The organism is Lactobacillus sp. WILCCON 0058 (assembly GCF_057198005.1).
In genome coordinates this window covers 1,905,704-1,927,822 of sequence record NZ_JBUBHM010000001.1, presented here as the reverse complement: position 1 = coordinate 1,927,822, position 22,119 = coordinate 1,905,704, and the positions used below count along the sequence as shown (strand labels likewise).

Sequence of the window (22,119 nt, the reverse complement as noted above, 5' to 3'; positions counted from 1 at the left end):
ATCAATGAGAACATTGCAAAGCGACCGAGAGAGTTCGAAAGAACAAACTTGCAAGGTCAAGTGAAGAAGGGCGCACGGTGAATGCCTTGGCACTGGAAGCCGATGAAGGACGCGACTAACCGCGAAAGTCTTCGGGGAGCCGTAAGTAGGCTTTGATCCGGAGGTCTCCGAATGGGGGAACCCAGCATGTGCAGACATGCTATTCTTGTGTGAATACATAGCACAAGAAAGGAACACGCAGTGAACTGAAACATCTAAGTAGCTGCAGGAAGAGAAAGAAATATCGATTTCCCAAGTAGCGGCGAGCGAACAGGAAAGAGCCCAAACCGGCAGATTTATCTGCCGGGGTTGTAGGACTGAGACATGGCACTTCAGAGGATAGCAGAAGCGTTTGGGAAGACGCGCCAGAGAGGGTGAGAGCCCCGTAAGCGAAATCCAAAGAAGGCCTATCAGTATCCTGAGTAGGGCGGGACACGTGAAATCCCGTTTGAATCCGCGAGGACCATCTCGCAAGGCTAAATACTAACCAGTGACCGATAGTGAACCAGTACCGTGAGGGAAAGGTGAAAAGAACCCCGGGAGGGGAGTGAAAGAGAACCTGAAACCGTGTGCCTACAAGTAGTCAAAGCCCGTTAAGGGGTAATGGCGTGCCTTTTGTAGAATGAACCGGCGAGTTGCGTTAGTCAGCAAGGTTAAGTCAGAAAAGACGGAGCCGCAGCGAAAGCGAGTCTGAAGAGGGCGAGCAGTTGGCTGACGCAGACCCGAAACCAAGTGACCTACCCATGACCAGGTTGAAGGCGCGGTAAAACGCGCTGGAGGACCGAACCCACGTAAGTTGAAAATTGCGGGGATGAGTTGTGGGTAGCGGTGAAATTCCAAACGAACTTGGAGATAGCTGGTTCTCTCCGAAATAGCTTTAGGGCTAGCCTCGCAAAGAGGATGCTGGAGGTAGAGCTCTGTTTGGACTAGGGGCCCGTCAAGGGTTACTGAATTCAGATAAACTGCGAATTCCAGACATTTATGTGCGGGAGTCAGACTGCGAGTGATAAGATCCGTAGTCGAAAGGGAAACAGCCCAGATCACCAGTTAAGGTCCCAAAATTCATGCTAAGTGGAAAAGGATGTGGAGTTGCGCAGACAACTAGGACGTTGGCTCAGAAGCAGCCATCATTCAAAGAGTGCGTAATAGCTCACTAGTCGAGTGACGCCGCGCCGAAAATTTACCGGGGCTAAGCATGATACCGAAACTGTGGATGTGCGCAAGCACGTGGTAGGAGAGCGTTCTAGCGGCGGTGAAGCATGACCGAGAGGACATGTGGAGCTTCTAGAAGTGAGAATGCCGGTATGAGTAACGAAAGACAGGTGAGAATCCTGTCCGCCGCAAGACTAAGGTTTCCTGGGGCAGGCTCGTCCGCCCAGGGTAAGTCGGGACCTAAGGCGAGGCCGAGAGGCGTAGTCGATGGACAACAGGTTGAGATTCCTGTACTGCACCGAATCGTTATGAGCGATGGAGGGACGCAGGAGGCTAGCAGCGCGTGGTGCTGGATACCACGTTCAAGCGTCAAGTCTGAGAGCGAGTCAAATGCTTGCTTTCATAAGGACAAGGCGTGATGAGGAGCGAAATTAAAGTAGCGAAGGCTGCGACGTCACACTGCCGAGAAAAGCTTCTAGCCAGAGACGGTGCACCCGTACCGCAAACCGACACAGGTAGTCGAGGAGAGTATCCTCAGGTGAGCGAGAGAACTCTCGTTAAGGAACTCGGCAAAATGGCCCCGTAACTTCGGGAGAAGGGGCGCTGGTCGCAAGATCAGCCGCAGTGAAAAGGCCCAAGCAACTGTTTATCAAAAACACAGGCATCTGCAAAATCGTAAGATGAAGTATAGGTGCTGACACCTGCCCGGTGCTGGAAGGTTAAGAGGAGAGCTTAGCGCAAGCGAAGGTTTGAATTGAAGCCCCAGTAAACGGCGGCCGTAACTATAACGGTCCTAAGGTAGCGAAATTCCTTGTCGGGTAAGTTCCGACCTGCACGAAAGGTGTAATGATTTGGGCACTGTCTCAACGAGAGACTCGGTGAAATTATAATACCCGTGAAGATGCGGGTTACCCGCGACAGGACGGAAAGACCCCATGGAGCTTTACTGCAGTTTAATATTGGGTATCTGTCAAGCATGTACAGGATAGGTAGGAGCCTGAGAAGATAGGACGCCAGTCTTATCTGAGGCGCTGTTGGGATACTACCCTTGCTTGACGGATGCTCTAACTCAGGCCTGTGATCCAGACCGAGGACAGTGTTTGACGGGCAGTTTGACTGGGGCGGTCGCCTCCTAAAGTGTAACGGAGGCGCCCAAAGGTTCCCTCAGAATGGTTGGAAATCATTCGCAGAGTGTAAAGGTAAAAGGGAGCTTGACTGCGAGAGAGACAACTCGAGCAGGTACGAAAGTAGGGCTTAGTGATCTGGTGGTACCGCATGGAAGGGCCATCACTCAACGGATAAAAGCTACCCTGGGGATAACAGGCTTATCTCCCCCAAGAGTTCACATCGACGGGGAGGTTTGGCACCTCGATGTCGGCTCGTCGCATCCTGGGGCTGAAGTCGGTCCCAAGGGTTGGGCTGTTCGCCCATTAAAGCGGCACGCGAGCTGGGTTCAGAACGTCGTGAGACAGTTCGGTCCCTATCCGTCGTGGGCGCAGGAAATTTGAGAGGAGCTGTCCTTAGTACGAGAGGACCGGGATGGACGCACCGCTGGTGTACCAGTTGTCTTGCCAAAGGCATCGCTGGGTAGCTATGTGCGGACGGGATAAGCGCTGAAAGCATCTAAGTGCGAAGCCCCCCTCAAGATGAGATTTCCCATTTCTTCAAGAAAGTAAGACACCTCAGAGACGATGAGGTAGATAGGCCGGGAGTGGAAGAAGCGTGAGCTTTGGAGCGGACCGGTACTAATCAGTCGAGGACTTGACCAAAAGAGCAAAGCAATGAAGGTTTTGACTTGGAAAGAGATATTCAGTTTTGAGCGTGCAAGCTCAAGCAAGAGTGCGGTGGCAATGGCAAGAAGGATACACCTGTTCCCATGCCGAACACAGCAGTTAAGCTTCTTAACGCCGAAAGTAGTTGGTGGGAAACTGCCTGCGAGGATAGGAAGCTGCCGCGCGAATCAAGAGTCAGACGGAAGTCTGGCTCTTTTTGTTTTTCTTGGTTTTTGTGCTATAATACCTACTAGATCAACTTATATGCTAGATGCCTTATTTAACTTGTGACACATGCATATGGAGTTGATTTTTTTATTGATATGAACAATATAGCCTTCTGCTGGTTAATGTCTGCAGAAGGCTGTTTTCCTTTTTGCGTTGAGGACTATCAAAGAAAAAGTGTTGAACAACTACTCTGCTTGGTAGTTATTCAACACTAAACTGCTATTATTCTGATATTCTATTTACTTGCCTTCTTCCACTTCAAGCCAATACCGGTAAAACCACTGAGAATGGAGAAGACTGGTGACAAGAGGCTGAACATGGTGAAGGGGAGGAAGTCCAAGACTGGTACGCCTAAAGCAGAGGCGACGAAGGAACCAGCCACCCCCCAAGGGATCAAGTAGTTGATGACGCTGCCCCCGTCTTCCAAGACCCGGCTGAGGGCCAGGGGATCAAGGCCGATCCGCTTGTAAGCTGGCTTAAAGGCGTTGGCCGGCAGGATAACTGACAAGTATTGTTCACCGACGAAGAGGTTGATCCCGATCCCGGCCATGATCGTCGTCAAAATCAGCCAGCCTGGCTTCTTCAAGCGTTCAACCAAAGGCTTCATGGCGCTGTCGATGATGCCCAGGTGCATCAAGATCCCGCCCAGGGCCAGGGTCATGATAATCAAGGAAACAGTCCCCATCATGCTGGAGATCCCGCCCCGGGTCAAGAGGGCGTCAACGGTCTTGTTGCCGGAATTTGAAACGTAGCCGGATTCAATCAAGGTAGCCAGCTTTTGCATCTTGAAGCCCGGATGTTGGATGAAAATCATGGCAACAGACAAGAAGATGTTGGCAAAAAGAGTTTGAATGGCTGGCACCTTTTTCCACGCACAGGCAAACATCAAGATGATCGGCAAAGCTGCCCAGAAGGAGACTGAGAAGTGCTGGCGGAGGCTGCTTTCTACAGCCGCGATGCCGGCTAAGGAAGTTGCCTTATTGCTCTGGCCCAGGAAGAAGAAAAAGAGCAAAGAGCCGATAAAAGCAGGAATGGTTGACCACATCATGTTCTTGATATGGTCAAAAAGGTCGGCTTCAGCTACCGCGGAAGCCAGGTTGGTTGAGTCAGACAGAGGAGACATCTTGTCGCCAAAGACGGCACCGGAGATGATGGCCCCAGCCGTCAAAGCCGGGTTGATGCCCAAAGTGCTCCCCATCCCGAAGAGGGCGATCCCAACGGTAGACACGGTCGTAAAGCCGGACCCGATGGCCAGGCCGACCAAAGAGCAGACCAGGAAGACCGATGGAACGAAGAAATGGCTGCTGATCATGTGAAAGCCCAGGACCATCAAGGATGGAATAATCCCAGCCTGGATCCAGACAGCAATCAAGGTCCCAATTAAAAGGAAGATAAAGATCGGGACAATGGCCGTGGAAATCCCCTGGCTGATCCCCTTCATGACTTCCTCCCACTCAAAGCCGCGGATCTGCAGCCAGAAGATGAGGAGGGCAATGACGGTCAGGACCGGGATCTGCGGGGACAGGCCAAAGCCGATGACGCCCCAGCCGAGAATGACCAGCATCAAAATAAGAATAGTTACTGCTTCTTTAAAAGAGATTTGTTTGTTCATGTGTTTTTCCTTAGTTAAAATCCAGTATTACTTATTGATTGAAACCAAGGCCTGATATCGTTTCATATTTTTCCTTTCTTAAAAACAAAAAGCCCCAGCCGAGTCGGTTGACTCAGGCTGGGGCGCTTATCGGCACGGTACCACCCAACTTTGCAGCATGCTGCACTCGTTTTAGCCGTAACGGGGCTAGACCGGCCGAGCATCTTGATCCTGTAATTCGCTGCTCCAGGCCTGTCCGGTTCGCATCAACCACCGGTTTTCTGAGCGCTGAGCCTGGCTGCTACTGAATGATCACTCGAAATTCATGTTTACTACTATAACATTAAGAGCTTTATTAAGCAACGGCTTTGCTTAATTATTTTTTAAGCTTGTGTTTAACAAGTGATAATGTCTTAAGTAATAACAGAGAAAAATGTCCCAAAAAGGTAAATGTCTGAGATAATCTCCATATATCGGAGGTTACGGACAATGAAGAAAGTTAGGTTAACTATGAAGTACGAAGAACAATACAGAATCATCAAAGAGCTGGTTGATCATGGCGGAAACAAGAAAAGAGCTGCCCTTATCTTGGGGATCTCTGTCAGACAGCTGAACAGAAGAATCAACCAGTATCGAAGCAAAGGAAAAGCGGCCTTTGTTCATGGGAACGCCGGTCGCTTACCTGTTAATTGTCTCACCACAGAAATTAACAAACAAATTGTAACTCTATATCGCACCAAATATCAAGACTGCAACTTGACTCACTTCGTTGAGCTACTTGAAGAAATCGAGCACATCTCTGTTTCTTACACCAAAGTCTATAGCCTGCTTAAGGACAATTACATCCTTTCGCCAAAGCCTTGTAGGCAAACTAAGCGGAAAATGGCCAAAAAGAAGTGGTACCGGGATCACCCAAAGCAGACAACCAAAGTTTCCGAAAAGGTTATCGACCACCAGGTAGCCTTGGAAGACGCACATCCTCGCCACGAGCGCTGTAAGTACTTCGGTGAGGAAATTCAAATGGATGCCTCTTCCCTGCTCTGGTTTGGCGATAAGAAGGCTCACCTGCACCTAGCCATAGACAACGCCACAGGTAACCTGGTCGGCGCCTACTTCGACTGGCAGGAGACTCTGAATGCATACTACCACGTCTATGAGCAGATTCTCGTGGATTACGGTATCCCTCTTAGATTCAAGACCGATAATCGGACTGTTTTCAACTACGAGACGGCTAAGACCAAGGCAGAGCACAAAGATGTACTTACGCAATTTGGTTATGCCTGCAAGACCCTCGGAACAGATATCGTAACCACTAGCGTCTCACAGGCCAAAGGCATGGTAGAACGGGCGAATCAGACCGTACAGAGCCGTTTGAAGCCCGAACTGAGGCTTCACAATATTACTACAATCGAAGATGCCAACAAGTATCTCCGGGAGGTTTTTGTGCCAAAATTCAACGAGAAGTTTGGACAAGATGTAGGCAAATTTGAATCAGCTTTCGACGACAGCCCTGATGGCGAGAAGATCAACTACACGCTGGCAGTACTATCTCCACGCACGTTTGACAGCGGCTCGGCTATCTCCTACAAGAATCACTATTATCAAGCCACAGATGCCTCAAACAAGCTTATTTGCTTTGCCAAAGGCACTAAATGCCTGGTTATCCAAGCGTTAGATGGCCAGTTGTTGGTCACCGTTGACGAGAAAGTGTATGCTTTAACCGAGATTCCGAAGAATGCCAAGGTCTCTCCGGATCTCGACTTTGAGACCAAGAAGAAGAAACCGCGGAAAAAGTATATTCCACCGATGTCCCATCCTTGGAAGCGGGCTTCGTTCATTGAGCAGCAGGAAAAAGCGCACAAGTATCACAGATTCACATAAAAATAGCGGGGAAAATTCCCCGCTAATAATTTAAATTTTACGGGACATTATCCCAAGTTATTGACACGGCTTTGCTTAATTATTTTTTAAGCTAAACGAAAGAGGATAGCTAAAGATAATGAAAAATGAGATATGCTTTCAATTGATTTGCAGAGACCCTGCTTTTGAAAATAAAAAAGCAAGAATTAGCCAGAAAGAGACAAAAAATCTGTCAAAAGGGTTTGACGGACCCGGAAAAGTTTGCTAATATTAATATACATGACTTGGAGTAGTACTCAAGTGGCTGAAGAGGCGCCCTTGCTAAGGGTGTAGGTCGGGAAACTGGCGCCAGAGTTCGAATCTCTGCTACTCCGTTATAACAGCAAATATATAAAGAAAACGACTGATTTAGCTGATCAGCCGTTTTTTCTTTCTCCAAAAAGTATTTTTCCTTCCTTAATTAAATCCGGGATTTTTTCTAAATAATTCAATTTTTAGGCCACTTTTTGCGTTATTGTAATGCATTTTCAGTTATAGAGATAAAATTAACAAAAAAGTTGAAAAAGGTTTCAAGAAAGTGCTTCACGTAAGCGCTTTTTATTGTATAATAGGAACGTACCGAAGTTTTTGAGGAGGAAATATCATGGTAGGAATTGTTTTAGCTAGCCATGGCGGTTTCGCGGACGGCATTGCCGAATCCGCGCAAATGCTCTTTGGCCCACAAGACAATTTTGCCCATGTCATTCTGAAGCCTTCTGAAGGCCCAGATGATATTAAGGGTAAGATGAATGAAGCGATTGCTTCTTTTGCAGACCAGGAAGAAGTTTTGTTCCTGGTCGACCTGTGGGGTGGCACGCCTTTCAACCAGGCCAACGGTTTGCTCGATGGTCACGACAAGTGGGCAATCGTTTCTGGTTTGAACTTGCCAATGGTAGTCGAAGCCTTGACCCAAAGAATGATCAATGACAAGGCTACCGCGCAAGACATCGCAACTGCAATCATTAAGCCAGCCAAGGATGGTATCAAGACCAAGCCTGAAAGCTTAATGCCTGCAGAAGAAAAGGCAGCTGCACCTGCAGCCGCAGCTGGCGCGCCTAAGGAAGCAATCCCAGAAGGGACTGTTTTGGGCGACGGTCACATCAAGATCGTTGGTGCCAGAATTGACTCACGTTTGTTGCACGGTCAAGTTGCAACTGGTTGGATTCCATCACTTCACCCAGACCGGGTTATCGTGGTTTCTGACAAGGTTGCCAAGGACGACCTGCGCAAGAGCATGATCCGTGAAGCTGCTCCAGCTGGTACGGTAGCACACACCGTTCCGCTGAAGAAGATGAAGGAAATCTCTGAAGACCCGCGTTTTGGTACTACGCACGCCTTCTTGTTGTTTGAAAACCCAGAAGATGCTTTGCAAACGATCAAGAACGGCGTAGACATCAAGACTTTGAACGTCGGCTCCATGTCATACAGCAAGGGCAAGGTTAACGCCAACACCGTTCTGTCCATGGACCAGACTGACGTCGACACTTTCCGTGAACTCGAAAAGATGGGCATCAAGTTCGACGTCCGCAAGGTTCCTTCAGACAACCCAGAAAACATGGATTCAATTCTGAAGAAGGCACAAAGCCTGCTCGATGAGCAAAAGAAGTAGTGGGAAAAGGAGTTAAAAATGGACTTAAATGCTATTCAAGTCATCCTGGTGATTGTGGTAGCTTTCCTGGCCGGGATGGAAGGTATCTTGGATGAATGGGAATTCCACCAACCATTGGTTGCATGTACTTTAATCGGTTTAGTTACTGGCAATCTTACCTTGGGTATTATGCTGGGCGGTTCTTTGCAAATGATCGCTTTGGGTTGGGCAAACATCGGTGCCGCTGTCGCACCTGACGCCGCTTTGGCCGCTGTTGCCTCAGCCATCATTTTGATCAAGGGTGGTCAAGGTACCAAGGGTATCGGGACTGCCACCGGTTTGGCCATCACTTTGGCCGTTGCCGGTCTGTTCCTGACTATGTTGGTCCGGACCATTTCAACTGCCATCGTTCACATCATGGACAAGCACGCCGAAGAAGGCAACTGGCGCATGATCAACGTATGGCAATGGATCGCTGTCAGCCTGCAGGGTTTGCGTATCGCCATCCCAGCAGCCTGCTTGCTGGCTATCCCTACTGAAACTGTTAGAAGCGCCTTGGCCGCTATGCCAGCCTGGCTGTCAGATGGTATGACCATCGGTGGTGGTATGGTTGTTGCCGTAGGTTACGCTATGGTTATCAACATGATGGCCAGCCGTGAAGTATGGCCATTCTTCGCCATTGGTTTTGCTTTGGCCGGCGTTAAGGACTTGACTTTGATCGCCTTGGGTGCGATTGGTTTATCCCTGGCTCTGATGTACCTTGCTCTGGAAGACAAGGTAAGCAAGGGCTCTGGCGATGCTGCCGCAGCTGGTACTGGTGACCCGCTGGGCGACATCATTGATGACTATTAGAAATCAAGCCAGAAAGGAGAGATAAATCATGACTGAAAAGAAAGTAACTTTATCAAAGCGTGATCGTTGGGACGTTATGTGGCACTCACAACTTCTGCAGGGTTCATGGAACTACGAAAGAATGCAGAACGGTGGTTGGGTCTACAGTATGATCCCAGCTTTAAGAAAGCTGTACCCAAAGAAGGAAGACATGGCTGCTGCTTTGCAACGTCACCTGGTCTTCTTTAACACTCACCCTTACTTGGCTTCACCAATCATTGGTGTTACCCTGGCTTTGGAAGAAGACAAGGCCAATGGCGTTGAAGTTGACGACGAAGCCATCCAAGGTGTTAAGGTTGGTATGATGGGGCCTTTGGCCGGTGTCGGTGACCCAGTCTTCTGGTACACTGTTCGTCCAATCATCGGTGCTATTGGTGCCTCAATGGCCACCAACGGCAACATCCTCGGGCCAATCCTCTTCTTCGTTCTTTGGAACTTGATCCGTATCGCCTTCTTGTGGTACACTCAAGAATTGGGTTACAAGGCTGGTGCCGCTATCAGTGCCGACCTTTCAGGTGGTCTGCTGAAGAAGGTTACCCGTGGGGCTGCCATGATGGGTATGTTCGTCCTGGGTGCCTTGATCGAACGTTGGGTAAGCATCACCTTCACTCTGAAGGTTTCAGAAGTGCCAATCCAAAAGGGTGGCTACATCGACTGGACCAAGCTGCCAAGCGGTGCTGCTGGTATCAAGGAAGCCTTGACCCAACAAGCTGCTGGTCTGTCCTTGACTAATACTAAGGTTACTACTCTGCAAGACAACTTGAACATGCTGATTCCAGGTTTGGCAGGTTTGCTGCTTACCTTCCTCTGCATGTGGCTCTTGAAGAAGAAAGTTTCTCCAATCATCATCATCTTGGGGATCTTCGTTGTTGGTATCCTCTTCCACGTATGGGGCTTGATGTAAGATTAACAAATGGCTCAATCAATGAATAAGACCGTTGATCTGGCTGTAGAAGGAACTTGGTTCCGTGCCATGTCTACCTATGGCAAAGTCATGATCGGCGATGAAGCTTTTGAATTCTATAACGAGAAGAATGTTGAAGACTATATCCAGATTCCTTGGGATCAGGTAACTTATGTAGTTGCAGATGTTCACTTCAAAGGGAAGTACATTCCCCGTTTTGAGATCCGGACTAAGAAGGATGGCAAGTTCATCTTTATTACCAAGGATCCGAAGAAGACTCTGCGGGCGATCCGTAAGTACGTCCCAGCCGACCACATGCGGCAGGCTTTGGGAGTTTGGGATACGATCAAGCTCTTCTTTACTCGCAAAAAGAAATAGAATGGAAATAAGCCCGGACTTGGTCCGGGCTTATTTTTGTGCTCCAATGATTACATATCTCCGTGTTATACTGAATAGATAGTTTTGAAAGAGGGGATAGCCATGAAAGCAAAGCAGGCTTATAAGCTGGTGGACCAGCTTCGCCATCCAGGACCAAGGGATTACTACATCGATTGTTTTCCTAAAATGGAGCCGCCAGACAATTATGATGAGATATTCGAATGCCTGAGGTCGCATACGATTGGCGAAGCATATGCGGACAAAATGCTTTTGTTGGTATTAATGCTGGTCAGCCAGTATGAGACACACATTTTTCTGGACCATGATCTGGCTAAAGAAGCTTATCCTGACTTGCTTGACCGTGATTTGACCAAGCTGCCTGTAGCTGATTTGCTGGAGATCATCAAGAAGTTGATCGTGACAGACCACTACCTCGGGGTAAATGTCCTTTTTAAGGAGAAGAAGCATTATTCCTTGCTCCGGATCGAAAGCGGCATTGATGCTGATCTGTATAAGCTTTCTAAGAAGTCGAAGAAGCTGGTCAATAAGCTGCTTAAGCGTAACGGCCTCTTCTTGTTGAAAAAGTAAAACACCACATAAAAAAGCTGACCTTGCGGTCAGCTTTTGTTGTATCTCATTAATTATTTTGTTTCTGCTTTTTTCTTGTTGAAAGCCTTGCTGAAGCCGTAGAGGACAGCGAAGGTAATCAAAGCAGTGATCATTGGCACCCGGTAGCTCTCAAGACAGAGAAGCAGGACAACCATGGCGCCGAAGAAGGCTAAGAGCAGGTAGTCAAGGTAAGGATAAGCTGGCATTTGGAATTCGTGCAGCTGGTCCTTTGGCGTAACTTGCCGGTAACGCAGGTGAGTCATGGTCATGATGATCCAGATCAAAAGGAACATGCTGGTCGCGATTGATGAAATGAAGCTGAAAGCTTCGTCACCCATAATCAAGGTGATCAAAGGCGCGCAGATGATGATCAAAGCAGAGAAGACCAGGGCTCTCATTGGCAATTGCCGGTGGTTGAGCTGGCCGAAGAACTTGCTCCACTTGCTTTCCCCGCCTAAAGTAACGGAGAAGAGCAGACGGCCGGCACTGTAGAGGAAGCTGTTGGTAGCTGAAATAGCTGCCGTGATGACCACGAAGTTGATCAAGTTGCCGGCGCCCTTAAAGCCTGCTCCCATCAAGGCTTGCACGAATGGTGAGCTGGAAGTGGAAACCTTGTCCCAAGGCAGGATCACCAGAATGCCGATAATGGCCAAAACGTAAAAGAGGATGATCCGCAGTGGCAATTCATTGATCGCGCTCTTAATGGTCTTGTGCGGGTCCTTGGCTTCAGCGGCCGTCAGCCCGATCAGTTCCACCCCGATGAAGGAAAAGATGACCATCTGGAAGCCTTGCAGGAAGCCGCCTGCTCCGTTATTGAAAAAGCCGTCAGCGTACAGATTGCTGAAGCTGGCCTGGCCGTACTTGGTTGAGCCGGAGCTCAGCAGCATAAAGGCCGCGAAGATGACGAAGCCGACGATCATCAAGATTTTGATGATGGCGAAGGCAAACTCCAGATTCCCGAAGAAGCGGGCAGAGATCAAATTGATCAAGAGCAGGACCGCGACTGAGAGCACTCCGGGCAGCCAGGTCGGCAGGTTGGGCAGCCAGGACTTGAAGTAGATGCCTAAGGCCGTCGTTTCCGCCATGGCCAGGATCAGCCAGCTGAGCCAGTAGAGATAGCCGGTCACCTTGCCGATATCCTTGCCGAGATATTTTTCAATAAACTCGATATAAGTGTGCTTCTTTAAGTCAGATAAGATCAGTTCACCCAAGGCCCGCATCAAGATAAAGAGGAAGAGGCCGACGATGATATAAATCAAGATGACTGCCGGTCCTGCCTTCTGGATGCTGTTGCCGACCCCAAGAAAGAGGCCAGTCCCGATCGTCCCGCCCAGGGCAATCAGCTGAATGTGTGCATTGGTCAAAGACCGCTTGTAAGTACTTTGTGTTTTCTTTTCTTCCATAAAACCTCCATTGAGTTACATGAAATATTTTAACACAAGCTAGTAAAAAGTGAAATTAATTTAAGGAAATAGTCTATAAGGCAAAGGAATCTTAAGAAATAGGCCGATTTGTCCTCTTGCAAAAATGACCGGGATTATCTACGATTAGGATAAAGAAGGAAAAAATAAGTGATTAAAGTTAGGAGGAAGGCAAAATGTACGGCTTGATCAATCAACCAGCAGTCTTCATGACAGAAGACGACCTCAAATCCAGGAGCGATGAACTTTTATACGGCTGGGCCGTCAAGGCGACCGGGAAAAAGGAAGACTTTTGGTACGTGACCAGCCATTATGGCTATGAAGGCTACGTGCCAAAGGCTGCGGTAACGCCGGTGAGTCTGGAAGAAGTCAAGGCGCGGGAGGTCAAACTAGTCCGGCGGTCAGTCATTGATGTCCTGGCTGAGCCCAAGGTTTCAGCCGACATTTTGCTGACGGTTTATAAGGGCAGCCTGCTTAATGTGACGGATGAACTGGTAGACGGCTATTACAAGGTTAAGCTCTTGGACGGGCGAAGCGGCTGGGTATCCAAGACTGCTTTAGGGCCCCGCTTGGATGAAGACGACTTCTTGTGGTCAGCTGACCCGGAGTACTTTTTGCTGCAGGGAAAGCCAGATGAAGAAAGCTTCAGAAAGCAGGTAACGGAGACCGCCAAAGAATATTTGGGATGCCAGTACCGGTGGGCGGGCAAGAGTCCCTTGGGGATCGACTGCTCGGGCCTGGTCTTCATGAGCTACATGCTAAACGGGGTCCTGCTCTGGCGGGACGCGGAAATCAAAGAAGCCTGGCCGGTACATGAGATTGAGTTTGAAGACCTGCGGCCAGGGGACTTGATTTATTTCCCGGGACATATCGCCATGTACCTGGGCCACGGCAAGTACATCAACTCGACTGGCTATAAGGAGCACTTCGGGGTAGCCATCAGCAGCCTCCGCAAGGAAGACCCAGACTACCGGGCTGACCTCTTCCAAATGATCGAGAAGTGCGGTTCCCTGTTTTAGGAGGAATAAAGCATATAGCAAGAAGCCTTTCTGCCATGAAAGGCTTTTTTATGTGCAGATACAGTTATACTTTTAGCAAAAGCAATGAAATGGATTTGCAAATCTGCAATTTTTAAGACAAGCATTTATTTTTTGGCTAAAATACAAAACAAATAGAAAAATAGGAGGCAAAATAATAGAAAATGAGGAAATTACCAAAAAATAGTTTGTTAAAAGTATTTACTGCCGTTGTCTTAACAGGAATTTGGTTTTCAAGCTATGAAGAAATGGCTACTGGTTTAATTGTAAAAGCAGAAATTGTAAAAGCAGAAGATAATCGATACGAGCATGATTTCTATGAGGCATATGAGGTTATCAATTCTGATGAGACAGATTCTTTACCAAATCAAGACAAGGATGAATTGAAAACTTATGTCGATTTAGCACCTGGTATTATCGAAACAGATGCAAACTCTGAACTGCCACAGCAGGAGATTCCTAAGGCTGTTGCATTAACAGAGCATGTGGACGCAAGTGTTCAAAGTACCTTGTTGAAGAAGCTAGCCAAAAAATATGGCAGGAAATTCATTCAAAAAGAGCTTCCAAAGAAAATTTATGGCAGACTCCCAAAGGCAGTCATTAAAAAGATTTCACTAAAGAAGTTCAGCAAGTATTGGAATACTTTTCTCCTTGGAAGTCTAGCAAATAGTGTTTCACCGAAAATTTATAAGTTTCTTGTAAATAACCATGTTCCAAAGTGGGCTGCTAATGCAGCAACTGCCGTAATTGCCTCGGTTATTTGGTATTATATTAATTAGATTCGAGTGGGAGTTAAGCATGAACAAATTCTTAGATAAAGCCAAATCGTTAGGGAGCTTTGTTGTTATTTTTGTGATTATGGAATACCTGTTTTCGAAGTTGTCGATAAACATCTATCTGTCAAATCTGCTGGCCGGAATTGTCAGCACAATAATTTTCGATTGGATTGCACCAAAATTGGGGATTGAAAAGCATGGTGCTGATTAAGTAAAGGAAAGATAAGCTTAGTTAGTAGCGGTAGATAATCGAGGATCCGTTTAATATTTTTGTGTATTAGTGTGGAGAGTAAGAATAGTTATGGGATGCAGTACAAAGGTGGGTGAACTGCTGAAAAGGATAAGATTGGATTTGGGCTTATCTCAAAAGCAAATGGCTGGTATGACTATGTCTGTAACGCAGTATTCCAGAATTGAGAGTGGGGATCAAAGAATAAGAGCTGACGACCTGTTCGAAATCCTTACTGCGCAGCAGGTAAGTGCCCGCTGCTTTGTTAACCAATTGCTAGGAGAACTGTCTGCTTTAGATAGTGATGAAGCTTTTTTAAAAAAAGACTGTGCCAGTCTCGCCCGTATGTTGGAAATAAACTGGACAAGTAAAACAAATATTCCTAAGTTGCATGCTGAGATCTTGCTTGACCGGTCACATGGTAAAAAGCGTTTTGCCTATGATGAAGAATTGACTGTAAACGTAATTAGACAATTGTTGCGGCTCGATGATTGGACAAACGATGATATGGCAATCTCGCTTTTTGTGGATGCAATGACCAATTTTGACTTTGAAAGAGCAGCAGATTTCACTGACGTCTTGCTGTCGAGCTATTGCAATAAGTTGCGAGAGGTCCCCTTAGATCGGATTGAGATGTTGGCTAAAGCAAGTCTTAATTTCATGTATATGTGCTCTACCAACTCTGCAAAAGAAATGTTTGAGCAGGCATACGAGTTTATCAATGTTCTGCCAGCGTATCCAGGGTTGTTTATATATAAGCTGCTAGCAAATTATCTGCGTCAGTTGAATAAAGGTGAGAGTGACAACGCACATGGAATCAAGCGATTGATTTACTTGTGTGGATACGGGGCAGTACTAGAAGAATACGAATTATAGGCAAAAAAATAGTGGACCTTCCATCTGAGGAAGTTCCACTATTTTTCTTTGTCTTACTTGCTAAAGCCGTTAGGATGCTTTTGGTGCCAGTTCCAAGCGCTGGCGATGATGTCGTCGACGTTTTCGTACTTCGGACTCCAGCTCAGCACCTTCCGGGCCTTGCTTGAGTCAGCAACGAGTGAGTCCGGGTCACCGCCGCGGCGTGGCCCAATAGTATAAGGAATGTCAACGCCGGTAACCTTGATGGCTGCTTTCAAGATTTCCAGGTTGGAGAAGCCGTTGGCCGTACCCAGGTTGAAGACGTCGCTTTGGTTGGTTTCCATCAAGTGCTTCAAAGCCAGGACGTGGGCGTCGATCAAGTCAACCACGTGCACGTAGTCGCGGACATTGGTACCATCCTTGGTGTCGTAGTCGTCGCCAAAAATAGTAAAGTCACCGCCGCCAGCCAGGGCAGCCTTCATGATGTTAGGAATCAAGTGGGTTTCTGGGTGGTGGTCTTCACCAATTGACCCGTCCAGGGAAGCACCAGCCACGTTGAAGTAGCGCAGGGCGATGGACTTGATCCCGTTGGCCTTGTCAGCCCAGTGCATGATCTTTTCCATCATCATCTTGGTTTCCCCGTAAGGGTTGATTGGGTTGAGCGGAGTTTCTTCGGTGATTGGCAGCTTTTCAGGGATGCCGTAAGTAGCAGCGCTGGATGAGAAGACCAGGTACTTAACCCCGGTTTCTTCCATGGCTTCCAGCAGGCTGATCATGCCGGATACGTTGTTCTTGTAGTACTTGAGCGGCTTCTTGACTGATTCGCCGACCAAAGAGTAAGCAGCAAAGTGCATTACAGCTTCGATCTCTTCCTTCTTCAAGACGTCAGCGACTGCTTCCGTGTCCAAAAGGTCAACTTGGTAAAACTTGGCCTTTGGGTCAATGGCTTCCTTGTGGCCAGTGAACAGTGAGTCCAAAACAACTACGTCGTTGCCATCGGCAACCAGCCGTCTTACAGCATGGGAGCCGATGTAGCCGGCACCACCTACAACTAAAATTTTCATATTAACTCCTTTTTTATACTTTTTTGCAAAACCTAACTGATACCTAGTATAACAGAAAATGCTTTCCCCGGCTGAAGCAATTAGAGGGCAATCGCCTTGTTGGCCTTGGCTAAAAGACTGGCCGGGATCGCCTGGTGCAGGTGCCAGACAAAGGAAACTGGCCGGTCTCCTTCACTTGAAACATAATCCGCGTTGCCTAAGAAGGTGTAAGGAGCCGTATAATTTCCCTGCTTTTTGAACTCTCTGACAAAAAGGGAAATCATGTTGCCGGTCTCCCCCTGGTGGATGTAGCGCTGAATCTTGGGGCTAGCTGGTCGGTCCTGGCTCTGGCTCTGCCAGTGGAAGAGCTGAGCATTGATGGCGTAGTCCTCGTACATGGTTGACGGGGAGAAGTCTTTTTCACTCTTGTTCAAATTAATAAGGAAGATATCCGTCTTCTTGTCAGCGAAGTACTTGACCCCCTCCCGGAATTCCGGGGCCTGGTCCTGGTTGAAGTAGTCAAAGGCGGCCATGATCTGGTTGACATTGTAGTGGCAGTGGACTTCCAAAGGACAGGTGAAGGGGTATTCGTTAGCTTCGGGCAGGACGGTTAACTGACTACGCCGGTAGCGGAGGACTTCCATCAATTCTTCTTTGACGAAGTCTTCCTTTAAAAAGCTTGCGATCCCTTCATGCAGGTCCTTAAAGCCCATTTGGGCCGGCTTTTTCTTGTAGAAGCTGTAGTAAAGCATCCCCAGCATCAAGCGTTCATTCTCGCTGGCTGCTTCTTTTGCCGTCTCCAGGTAAGCCAGCCAGTAGTCCAGGAGCTTCTTGGAATCGATGTGGAAAAAGCTGCTGAACTTCTGGTAGACCTGGTTTTCCACATCCCGGTCATCCTTGATTATCCCGGCCCACTTTTTCAAGCGGAAAAGTGACCGCGATCCGCTGGCGTGGTAAAAGTCGTAAAGACTCATGTCATAGGCCTTGAGGAAGTTGGCCAAGGTTAATTCCAGGCCTGTGTCTTCGCTAAAAGTCTTCACCCGCTGGGTCAAGCCCTTTTTGTTAGCGGCGTTTTGGCCAAGGTTGGCCAGGATGTACTTTTTGGCAACAGGTTCAAGCTCCAGATAGCAGGCTGCCGGAAGATGCGGGAAGCCCTCGCTGATTTCATATGGCAGGGCGTGGCCTGGTCCGGTCAAGGCCTTGAACTTGGCCTCGTAGTTATAGTGGCGGTTGGCTTGGCCGATGAAGTCCAAAACCGTCAGGCAGTCCTTGCCTGGACTGAGCCGCAGGCCCCGACCCAGTTGCTGGAGAAAAATGGTCGGGCTCTGGGTTGGCCGCAAAAAGAGGATGGTGTTGACGGCCGGGATGTCGACCCCTTCATTATAAAGGTCAACGACAAAAATAAACTTGAGCTTGCCGGAGGTCAAATCCTCTTTGGCCTGCTGGCGGTCAGCCTGGGCAGTTTGGCCAGATAAAGCGGCGGAAGGGATGCCGGCTTGGTTGAAGGCAGCGGCCATGAATTCGGCGTGTTTGACGCTGACGCAGAAGCCCAGGCCTTTGATGTCTTCCAAATTGTTGCTGTACTTGTCCAGGCTGCGCAAAATCAACTTGGCCCGGGCGTCGTTAGCCGTATAGACATTTTCCAGCTCGCTGACCTCGTATTGGCCCCGGCTCCACTTCATGCTAGAATAGTCGACATTGTCGGTGACCCCGAAATACTGGAAGGGGCAGAGGAGCTGCCGGTCGATAGCTTCGCCTAAAAGCATTTCGGCGGCGATGTTGCCGTCAAAGTATTGCAAGATGTCCTGCCCGTCCATCCGGTCGGGGGTAGCGGTCAGGCCTAGAAGGATCTTGGGCTTAAAGTGACTGAGCAATTTTTGGTAGGACTTGGCGGCGGCGTGGTGGAATTCGTCGATAATGATGAAGTCGTAGTAGTCGCTGGGCAAGAGGTCAGCCATTTTTTCTGAATTAAAGGACTGGATGGAGACGAAAAGCTGGCTGACATCGTCAGTCTTGTACTGGCCGACCAGCAATTGGCCGAAGTTGAAGTCGTTGAGGACCTCGCGGAATTTCTGCAGGCTCTGCTCCAGGATTTCCTGCCGGTGGGCAACGAAGAGCAGACGCGCGTCGGGATGCTTTTCCAAGTAGCGCTTGAAGTCAAAGGCGGCGATGACGGTTTTCCCCACCCCGGTGGCGGCGACGAGGAGATTTTTATAATGGCCGTAGACTTCCCGCTCAGCCTGGAGGCGGTCCAGGATCTCCTGCTGGTAGTTGTAGGGGCGGATAGTGGTCTCCAGGTGGAAAGTACTTTCCTTGTGCCGGTTCAGTTCCGTCTGCAGTTTTTGCCGGCAGTCTTCCTTATCCGGGTCAAAAGTTTCAAAAGAGGGGTCGTTCCAGTAGCTTTCAAAGGAAACGGCGAACTTGTTGACGATGTCAAAGGACTCCTGCTCAGTGACCTTGACATTCCATTCCAAGCCAGTGGTCAAGGCCGCGCTGGAGAGGTTGGAGGAACCGATGTAGGCGGTAGAGAAGCCAGTCTCTCTTTTAAAAAGGTAGGATTTGGCATGCAGGCGGGCGTGGTCGGTCTCGTAGTTGATCTTGACTGTAGTGTTGGGCAGCTGGCTCAAGGTCAGGATGGCCTTGTAGTCAGTTGCCTGGGTATAGGTCGTAGCGATCACCCGCAGCTGGTGGCCGGCTTTTTGGCAAAAAGCTTCCAAATCTCCCAGAAGGGGGCGGATGGCAGACCATTTAATAAAGGAAACAAGCAAGTCGACCTGGTCGGAAGAGGCAATTTCCTTCTTGATTTCGCTGAGCATGCTGGGCTCATTTTTGCTGCCGGTAAAAAGGGCATTCTCCACTATGGAAGTCTGGGGCCGGATGGGAGTAATCTTCTGGGACTGGGTCAGCTTGTGGTAGATGGAGGTCAAGACTTCGCCTTGTTCCAGGATCTGCAGGTCCTCATAGTCAGCTTCGCCGGTATGCTGGGCGACCTGGTCGACGATGGAGTTGGCCAGGCGGATCTGGGCGATGAGGGCAGATCTGTCTTCGCCGGATTTGAAGCTGTCACGTAGATAGTGCAGGCCTGACCGGATGACCTGGGAGAGGTAGATGGTCAAGAGCTGGCGGGAGTCATCGGCGTCCAGTTCTTCCAATTTATAAACTGTGGTTTTAGGGTCAAGTTTTTCCAGCTGGTCCAGGATTTCTTGGTTAAGGATTTGTTCGTAAATACCGTCTTTCAGCATGCTGTTCCTGCTTTCTGAAGTGTTTTGCCTTAATTGTATCAGGTTCGGGGAAATTTGCTAAATTATGGATTTTTGTTACCATTCTCACAAAAAAGACTATAATATGCTTATAGAAGAAATCTAATTTTTACTAGGGGGAAAATGATGAAGAATTACATGCAGCATCTTAAAGAGCGGGCAATCAGCGCCTATCCGCCCGAAACCAGCCGGCGGTGGACTATCTGTATTGTGGTCGCTGTCCTTGCTGGATTAGTGTTGAGTCACTTTGGCCAAGCCAAGTTTGGGGCTTCGCTTGCTGATTTTGCCCTGCTTTGCGGGATTGACCTCCTGGCTGTGACTTTTGCCAAACATGGCGTCAATATTATTCTAGCCTACTTGCTGGCAACGGTCCTGTACCTGGTCGTGACAGTCCCGCTGACTTTTTACATCATGTCATCCAACAATTTATAAGAAAGCAAAAGGAGCTGACTTCTAGTTAAGAAGCAGCTCCTTTGTTATTTAGTCGAATTGATCCAGTGAAAACCAGCCCCGATGAGCCAGATGGCGCCCCCTAAAATAAAGAGGACCCAGCTGGTAGACCAGCGGCCGGTCGCGATGCTGGCCAGCAGGTAGACGGCGATAACGATAGTCCAGTAGATGCTGTTGATCCTGCCCAGGCGCTTAGGATCAGCATCTTTCTTGTTCGGCCGGTCCATCTCTTCGCCTGGTTCGATGGTCTGGCCTTCTTGCTTGTCGTCTTTTAGCAGGTAGTCAGCTGACACGTCGTATAAAACCGCCAGTTTGGCAATGTAAGATATGTCGGGCACGCTGTCGCCGTTTTCCCAGCTGGCCACGTTGGCTTGCGTGGTCATTAATTTTTCCGCTAATTCTTTTTGGCTTAAGCCATGCTTCTTGCGCAGGTCGCGCAACTTGCTTGGAAGCATCATGTTTTTCCCCCTCATCAATCTCTCTTCTATAATATTATAGCCTCTAGCCTGGCTAAAAGCTCGCGGGGAAAAGAAAAAGTTCCCGCCTAAGCAGGAACTTGAAAATTCGTTAATCTAATTCGTCAGCCAGGTCGGTCAGCTTGGCAAATTCACGCTGAACCAGGAAGGAGACGCAAAGAGCCAGGCCGGCCAGGACGATGAAGGCGGCCAGGGTGATGTAGTAGCTCTGCAAAACTTCGTGGGTGAAGGAGAGCAGGAGCGGGCCAACCATGCCGGCCGCTGCCCAGGCGGTCAAGATGGACCCGTGGATGGCGCCGAGCTCTTTAGTGCCGAAGATGTCGCCCAGGTAAGCCGGGATAACTGAGAAGCCGGCCCCGTAGCAGGACATGAGCAGGCTGAGGGCTACAGCGAAGACAAATGGTGAGTGGGTGAAGATCAAGATCACAAACATAGCCATGTCAACGACAAAGATCAAGCTGTAGGTCAAAGGCCGGCCGATGTAGTCGGACAAGGTTGCCCAAATCAAGCGGCCAAAGCCGTTGAAGAGGCCGATGATGCCGACCATGACAGCGGCAGTAGCCGCGCTCATCCCAGTCAATTCCTGGGCCATCGGTGAAGCGGCAGAGACCAGGGCGATCCCGCAGGTGATGCTGATAAAGAACATGAACCAAAGCAGGTAGAAGGTCTTGGTCTTCAGTGCCTGGTTGGCCGTCATTTGCAGGCCGCCGGTTAAGGAAACAGCTTCCTTGTCTTCGCTCTTGAAGTTGGCCAGGTCTTTTGCACTTGGCCGCTTGATGAACTGGGCAGAAACGATCATGACCAGGAAGTAGCCGGCCCCCAAGATGTAGAAGGTACCCGCCAAGCCAACGCTGGACATCAGGAATTGGGCAATTGGGCTGGTCAAAAGAGCGGCAAAGCCGAAGCCCATGATGGCCAGGCCAGTTGCCAAGCCACGTCTATCCGGGAACCACTTGATGATGGTTGAGATCGGGGTGACGTAGCCGGCACCCAGGCCCAGACCAGCGATGACGCCGTATGAAGCGTACAAGAGCCAGAGCTGCTGGCTTTGAACAGCCAGGCCAGTCAAGGCAATCCCGCTCCCGTAAAGGATGGCGGAAACAGTCCCGGTCAAGGTCGGGCCGAATTTTTCAACCAGGCGGCCCATGAAAGCCGCGGACATCCCCAAAAAGAAGATGGCCAAACTAAATGCAAATGCAACTGATGATTCGCTCCAGCCGGTCTGTGCCGCGATTGGCTTAGTGTAGACGCTCCAAGCGTATACTGAGCCGATCATCAGATGCAGCATGACCCCCGCCAAAGCAACAATGTAACGATTAGTCTTCATTGTTAAGATATTCTCCTTATTAATCTTTGGACTTTTAGACAATACACGAACAATATTCTTAAATAGGGTCAATATTATTCGATGTGTTAAGGATACCATGTCAGCAATGTAAGGACAAGGTGAAATTTTCAAGATCTTGTGCTGGAAACGCTAAACATGCTACTAAATCTAGGACGCTTTTTTAAAAAAGAGTT

At 48.8% G+C, this 22,119-nt stretch carries 17 protein-coding genes, 1 tRNA gene and 2 rRNA genes; 14 read left to right on the top strand and 6 right to left on the bottom strand.

The genetic code is table 11. The features are described 5' to 3' along the window. Positions 1 to 54 precede the first annotated feature (54 nt). Positions 55 to 2,960: ribosomal RNA gene (locus ACYVUU_RS08875) — 23S ribosomal RNA — on the top strand. Between the two features lie 71 nt (positions 2,961 to 3,031). Continuing rightward, positions 3,032 to 3,148 (top strand): 5S ribosomal RNA (gene rrf, locus ACYVUU_RS08870). A 278-nt stretch (positions 3,149 to 3,426) separates the two neighbouring features. Here rrf and nhaC read toward each other — a convergent pair. Further along, on the bottom strand, positions 3,427 to 4,803 hold the full coding sequence (nhaC, locus tag ACYVUU_RS08865) for a Na+/H+ antiporter NhaC (RefSeq protein WP_484498921.1): 1,377 nt from the start codon (positions 4,801 to 4,803) through the stop codon (positions 3,427 to 3,429). Between the two features lie 489 nt (positions 4,804 to 5,292). On the opposite strand from nhaC, the gene ACYVUU_RS08860 reads away from it, so the two are divergent. The 7 genes from ACYVUU_RS08860 (at position 5,293) to ACYVUU_RS08830 (ending at position 11,030) form a co-directional block, all read left to right on the top strand. Then, positions 5,293 to 6,663, top strand: a complete 1,371-nt coding sequence (locus tag ACYVUU_RS08860; protein ID WP_484499798.1) for an ISNCY family transposase — start codon at positions 5,293 to 5,295, stop codon at positions 6,661 to 6,663. Positions 6,664 to 6,928: 265 nt separating this feature from the next. Next, a tRNA-Ser gene (locus tag ACYVUU_RS08855) sits at positions 6,929 to 7,016 on the top strand. Between the two features lie 269 nt (positions 7,017 to 7,285). Beyond that, positions 7,286 to 8,290, top strand: a complete 1,005-nt coding sequence (locus tag ACYVUU_RS08850) for a PTS sugar transporter subunit IIB (RefSeq protein WP_439774807.1) — start codon at positions 7,286 to 7,288, stop codon at positions 8,288 to 8,290. Between the two features lie 18 nt (positions 8,291 to 8,308). After that, positions 8,309 to 9,121, top strand: a complete 813-nt coding sequence (locus ACYVUU_RS08845) for a PTS mannose/fructose/sorbose transporter subunit IIC (protein ID WP_439774806.1) — start codon at positions 8,309 to 8,311, stop codon at positions 9,119 to 9,121. 28 nt (positions 9,122 to 9,149) lie between these two features. Continuing rightward, complete coding sequence (locus ACYVUU_RS08840) at positions 9,150 to 10,064, top strand: PTS system mannose/fructose/sorbose family transporter subunit IID (RefSeq protein ID WP_484500687.1); 915 nt, start codon at positions 9,150 to 9,152, stop codon at positions 10,062 to 10,064. A gap of 9 nt (positions 10,065 to 10,073) precedes the next feature. After that, entirely contained in the window at positions 10,074 to 10,442 is a 369-nt protein-coding gene (locus ACYVUU_RS08835; RefSeq protein WP_439775106.1) for a DUF956 family protein, read from the top strand. Positions 10,443 to 10,544: 102 nt separating this feature from the next. Continuing rightward, positions 10,545 to 11,030 (top strand): hypothetical protein, encoded by a 486-nt coding sequence (locus ACYVUU_RS08830; protein WP_484500686.1) that lies wholly within the window; start codon positions 10,545 to 10,547, stop codon positions 11,028 to 11,030. 53 nt (positions 11,031 to 11,083) lie between these two features. On the opposite strand, the gene ACYVUU_RS08825 is transcribed toward ACYVUU_RS08830, so the two are convergent. Beyond that, the gene (locus tag ACYVUU_RS08825) at positions 11,084 to 12,454 is read right to left on the bottom strand and encodes an amino acid permease (protein ID WP_484500685.1); all 1,371 of its coding nucleotides are present in this window, start codon (positions 12,452 to 12,454) and stop codon (positions 11,084 to 11,086) included. A 194-nt stretch (positions 12,455 to 12,648) separates the two neighbouring features. Between ACYVUU_RS08825 and ACYVUU_RS08820 the strand changes: the two genes are divergently transcribed. The 4 genes from ACYVUU_RS08820 to ACYVUU_RS08805 all read left to right on the top strand — a co-directional run bounded on the left by ACYVUU_RS08820 (position 12,649) and on the right by ACYVUU_RS08805 (position 15,390). Then, positions 12,649 to 13,491, top strand: coding sequence for a C40 family peptidase (locus ACYVUU_RS08820; RefSeq protein WP_484500684.1), 843 nt, complete (start codon positions 12,649 to 12,651; stop codon positions 13,489 to 13,491). Between the two features lie 182 nt (positions 13,492 to 13,673). Beyond that, positions 13,674 to 14,288 (top strand): hypothetical protein, encoded by a 615-nt coding sequence (locus ACYVUU_RS08815; protein WP_439775110.1) that lies wholly within the window; start codon positions 13,674 to 13,676, stop codon positions 14,286 to 14,288. A gap of 19 nt (positions 14,289 to 14,307) precedes the next feature. Next, positions 14,308 to 14,496: a hypothetical protein gene (locus ACYVUU_RS08810; RefSeq protein ID WP_439775111.1), complete on the top strand. Its 189-nt coding sequence runs from the start codon at positions 14,308 to 14,310 to the stop codon at positions 14,494 to 14,496. A gap of 108 nt (positions 14,497 to 14,604) precedes the next feature. After that, positions 14,605 to 15,390 carry a helix-turn-helix domain-containing protein gene (locus ACYVUU_RS08805; protein WP_439775112.1) on the top strand — a complete coding sequence of 262 codons (786 nt, stop codon included), beginning with the start codon at positions 14,605 to 14,607 and terminating at the stop codon, positions 15,388 to 15,390. 53 nt (positions 15,391 to 15,443) lie between these two features. On the opposite strand, the gene galE is transcribed toward ACYVUU_RS08805, so the two are convergent. Next, positions 15,444 to 16,433: a UDP-glucose 4-epimerase GalE gene (galE, locus tag ACYVUU_RS08800; protein ID WP_484500683.1), complete on the bottom strand. Its 990-nt coding sequence runs from the start codon at positions 16,431 to 16,433 to the stop codon at positions 15,444 to 15,446. 80 nt (positions 16,434 to 16,513) lie between these two features. Continuing rightward, on the bottom strand, positions 16,514 to 19,654 hold the full coding sequence (locus tag ACYVUU_RS08795; RefSeq protein ID WP_484500682.1) for a DUF3427 domain-containing protein: 3,141 nt from the start codon (positions 19,652 to 19,654) through the stop codon (positions 16,514 to 16,516). 144 nt (positions 19,655 to 19,798) lie between these two features. Between ACYVUU_RS08795 and ACYVUU_RS08790 the strand changes: the two genes are divergently transcribed. Then, positions 19,799 to 20,104, top strand: coding sequence for a hypothetical protein (locus ACYVUU_RS08790; RefSeq protein WP_484500681.1), 306 nt, complete (start codon positions 19,799 to 19,801; stop codon positions 20,102 to 20,104). Between the two features lie 44 nt (positions 20,105 to 20,148). On the opposite strand, the gene ACYVUU_RS08785 is transcribed toward ACYVUU_RS08790, so the two are convergent. Next, positions 20,149 to 20,580 (bottom strand): helix-turn-helix domain-containing protein, encoded by a 432-nt coding sequence (locus ACYVUU_RS08785; protein ID WP_484500680.1) that lies wholly within the window; start codon positions 20,578 to 20,580, stop codon positions 20,149 to 20,151. Between the two features lie 109 nt (positions 20,581 to 20,689). Next, positions 20,690 to 21,925 (bottom strand): L-lactate MFS transporter, encoded by a 1,236-nt coding sequence (locus ACYVUU_RS08780; RefSeq protein ID WP_484500679.1) that lies wholly within the window; start codon positions 21,923 to 21,925, stop codon positions 20,690 to 20,692. Positions 21,926 to 22,119 lie beyond the last annotated feature (194 nt).

What these genes read in the sequence shown, in the direction of transcription:
- nhaC (WP_484498921.1), bottom strand. Translation starts at nt 4,803, where the DNA reads ATGAACAAACAAATCTCTTTTAAAGAAGCAGTAACTATTCTTATTTTG.
- ACYVUU_RS08860 (WP_484499798.1), top strand. Translation starts at nt 5,293, where the DNA reads ATGAAGTACGAAGAACAATACAGAATCATCAAAGAGCTGGTTGATCAT.
- ACYVUU_RS08850 (WP_439774807.1), top strand. Translation starts at nt 7,286, where the DNA reads ATGGTAGGAATTGTTTTAGCTAGCCATGGCGGTTTCGCGGACGGCATT.
- ACYVUU_RS08845 (WP_439774806.1), top strand. Translation starts at nt 8,309, where the DNA reads ATGGACTTAAATGCTATTCAAGTCATCCTGGTGATTGTGGTAGCTTTC.
- ACYVUU_RS08840 (WP_484500687.1), top strand. Translation starts at nt 9,150, where the DNA reads ATGACTGAAAAGAAAGTAACTTTATCAAAGCGTGATCGTTGGGACGTT.
- ACYVUU_RS08835 (WP_439775106.1), top strand. Translation starts at nt 10,074, where the DNA reads ATGGCTCAATCAATGAATAAGACCGTTGATCTGGCTGTAGAAGGAACT.
- ACYVUU_RS08830 (WP_484500686.1), top strand. Translation starts at nt 10,545, where the DNA reads ATGAAAGCAAAGCAGGCTTATAAGCTGGTGGACCAGCTTCGCCATCCA.
- ACYVUU_RS08825 (WP_484500685.1), bottom strand. Translation starts at nt 12,454, where the DNA reads ATGGAAGAAAAGAAAACACAAAGTACTTACAAGCGGTCTTTGACCAAT.
- ACYVUU_RS08820 (WP_484500684.1), top strand. Translation starts at nt 12,649, where the DNA reads ATGTACGGCTTGATCAATCAACCAGCAGTCTTCATGACAGAAGACGAC.
- ACYVUU_RS08815 (WP_439775110.1), top strand. Translation starts at nt 13,674, where the DNA reads ATGAGGAAATTACCAAAAAATAGTTTGTTAAAAGTATTTACTGCCGTT.
- ACYVUU_RS08810 (WP_439775111.1), top strand. Translation starts at nt 14,308, where the DNA reads ATGAACAAATTCTTAGATAAAGCCAAATCGTTAGGGAGCTTTGTTGTT.
- galE (WP_484500683.1), bottom strand. Translation starts at nt 16,433, where the DNA reads ATGAAAATTTTAGTTGTAGGTGGTGCCGGCTACATCGGCTCCCATGCT.
- ACYVUU_RS08795 (WP_484500682.1), bottom strand. Translation starts at nt 19,654, where the DNA reads ATGCTGAAAGACGGTATTTACGAACAAATCCTTAACCAAGAAATCCTG.
- ACYVUU_RS08790 (WP_484500681.1), top strand. Translation starts at nt 19,799, where the DNA reads ATGAAGAATTACATGCAGCATCTTAAAGAGCGGGCAATCAGCGCCTAT.
- ACYVUU_RS08785 (WP_484500680.1), bottom strand. Translation starts at nt 20,580, where the DNA reads ATGATGCTTCCAAGCAAGTTGCGCGACCTGCGCAAGAAGCATGGCTTA.
- ACYVUU_RS08780 (WP_484500679.1), bottom strand. Translation starts at nt 21,925, where the DNA reads ATGAAGACTAATCGTTACATTGTTGCTTTGGCGGGGGTCATGCTGCAT.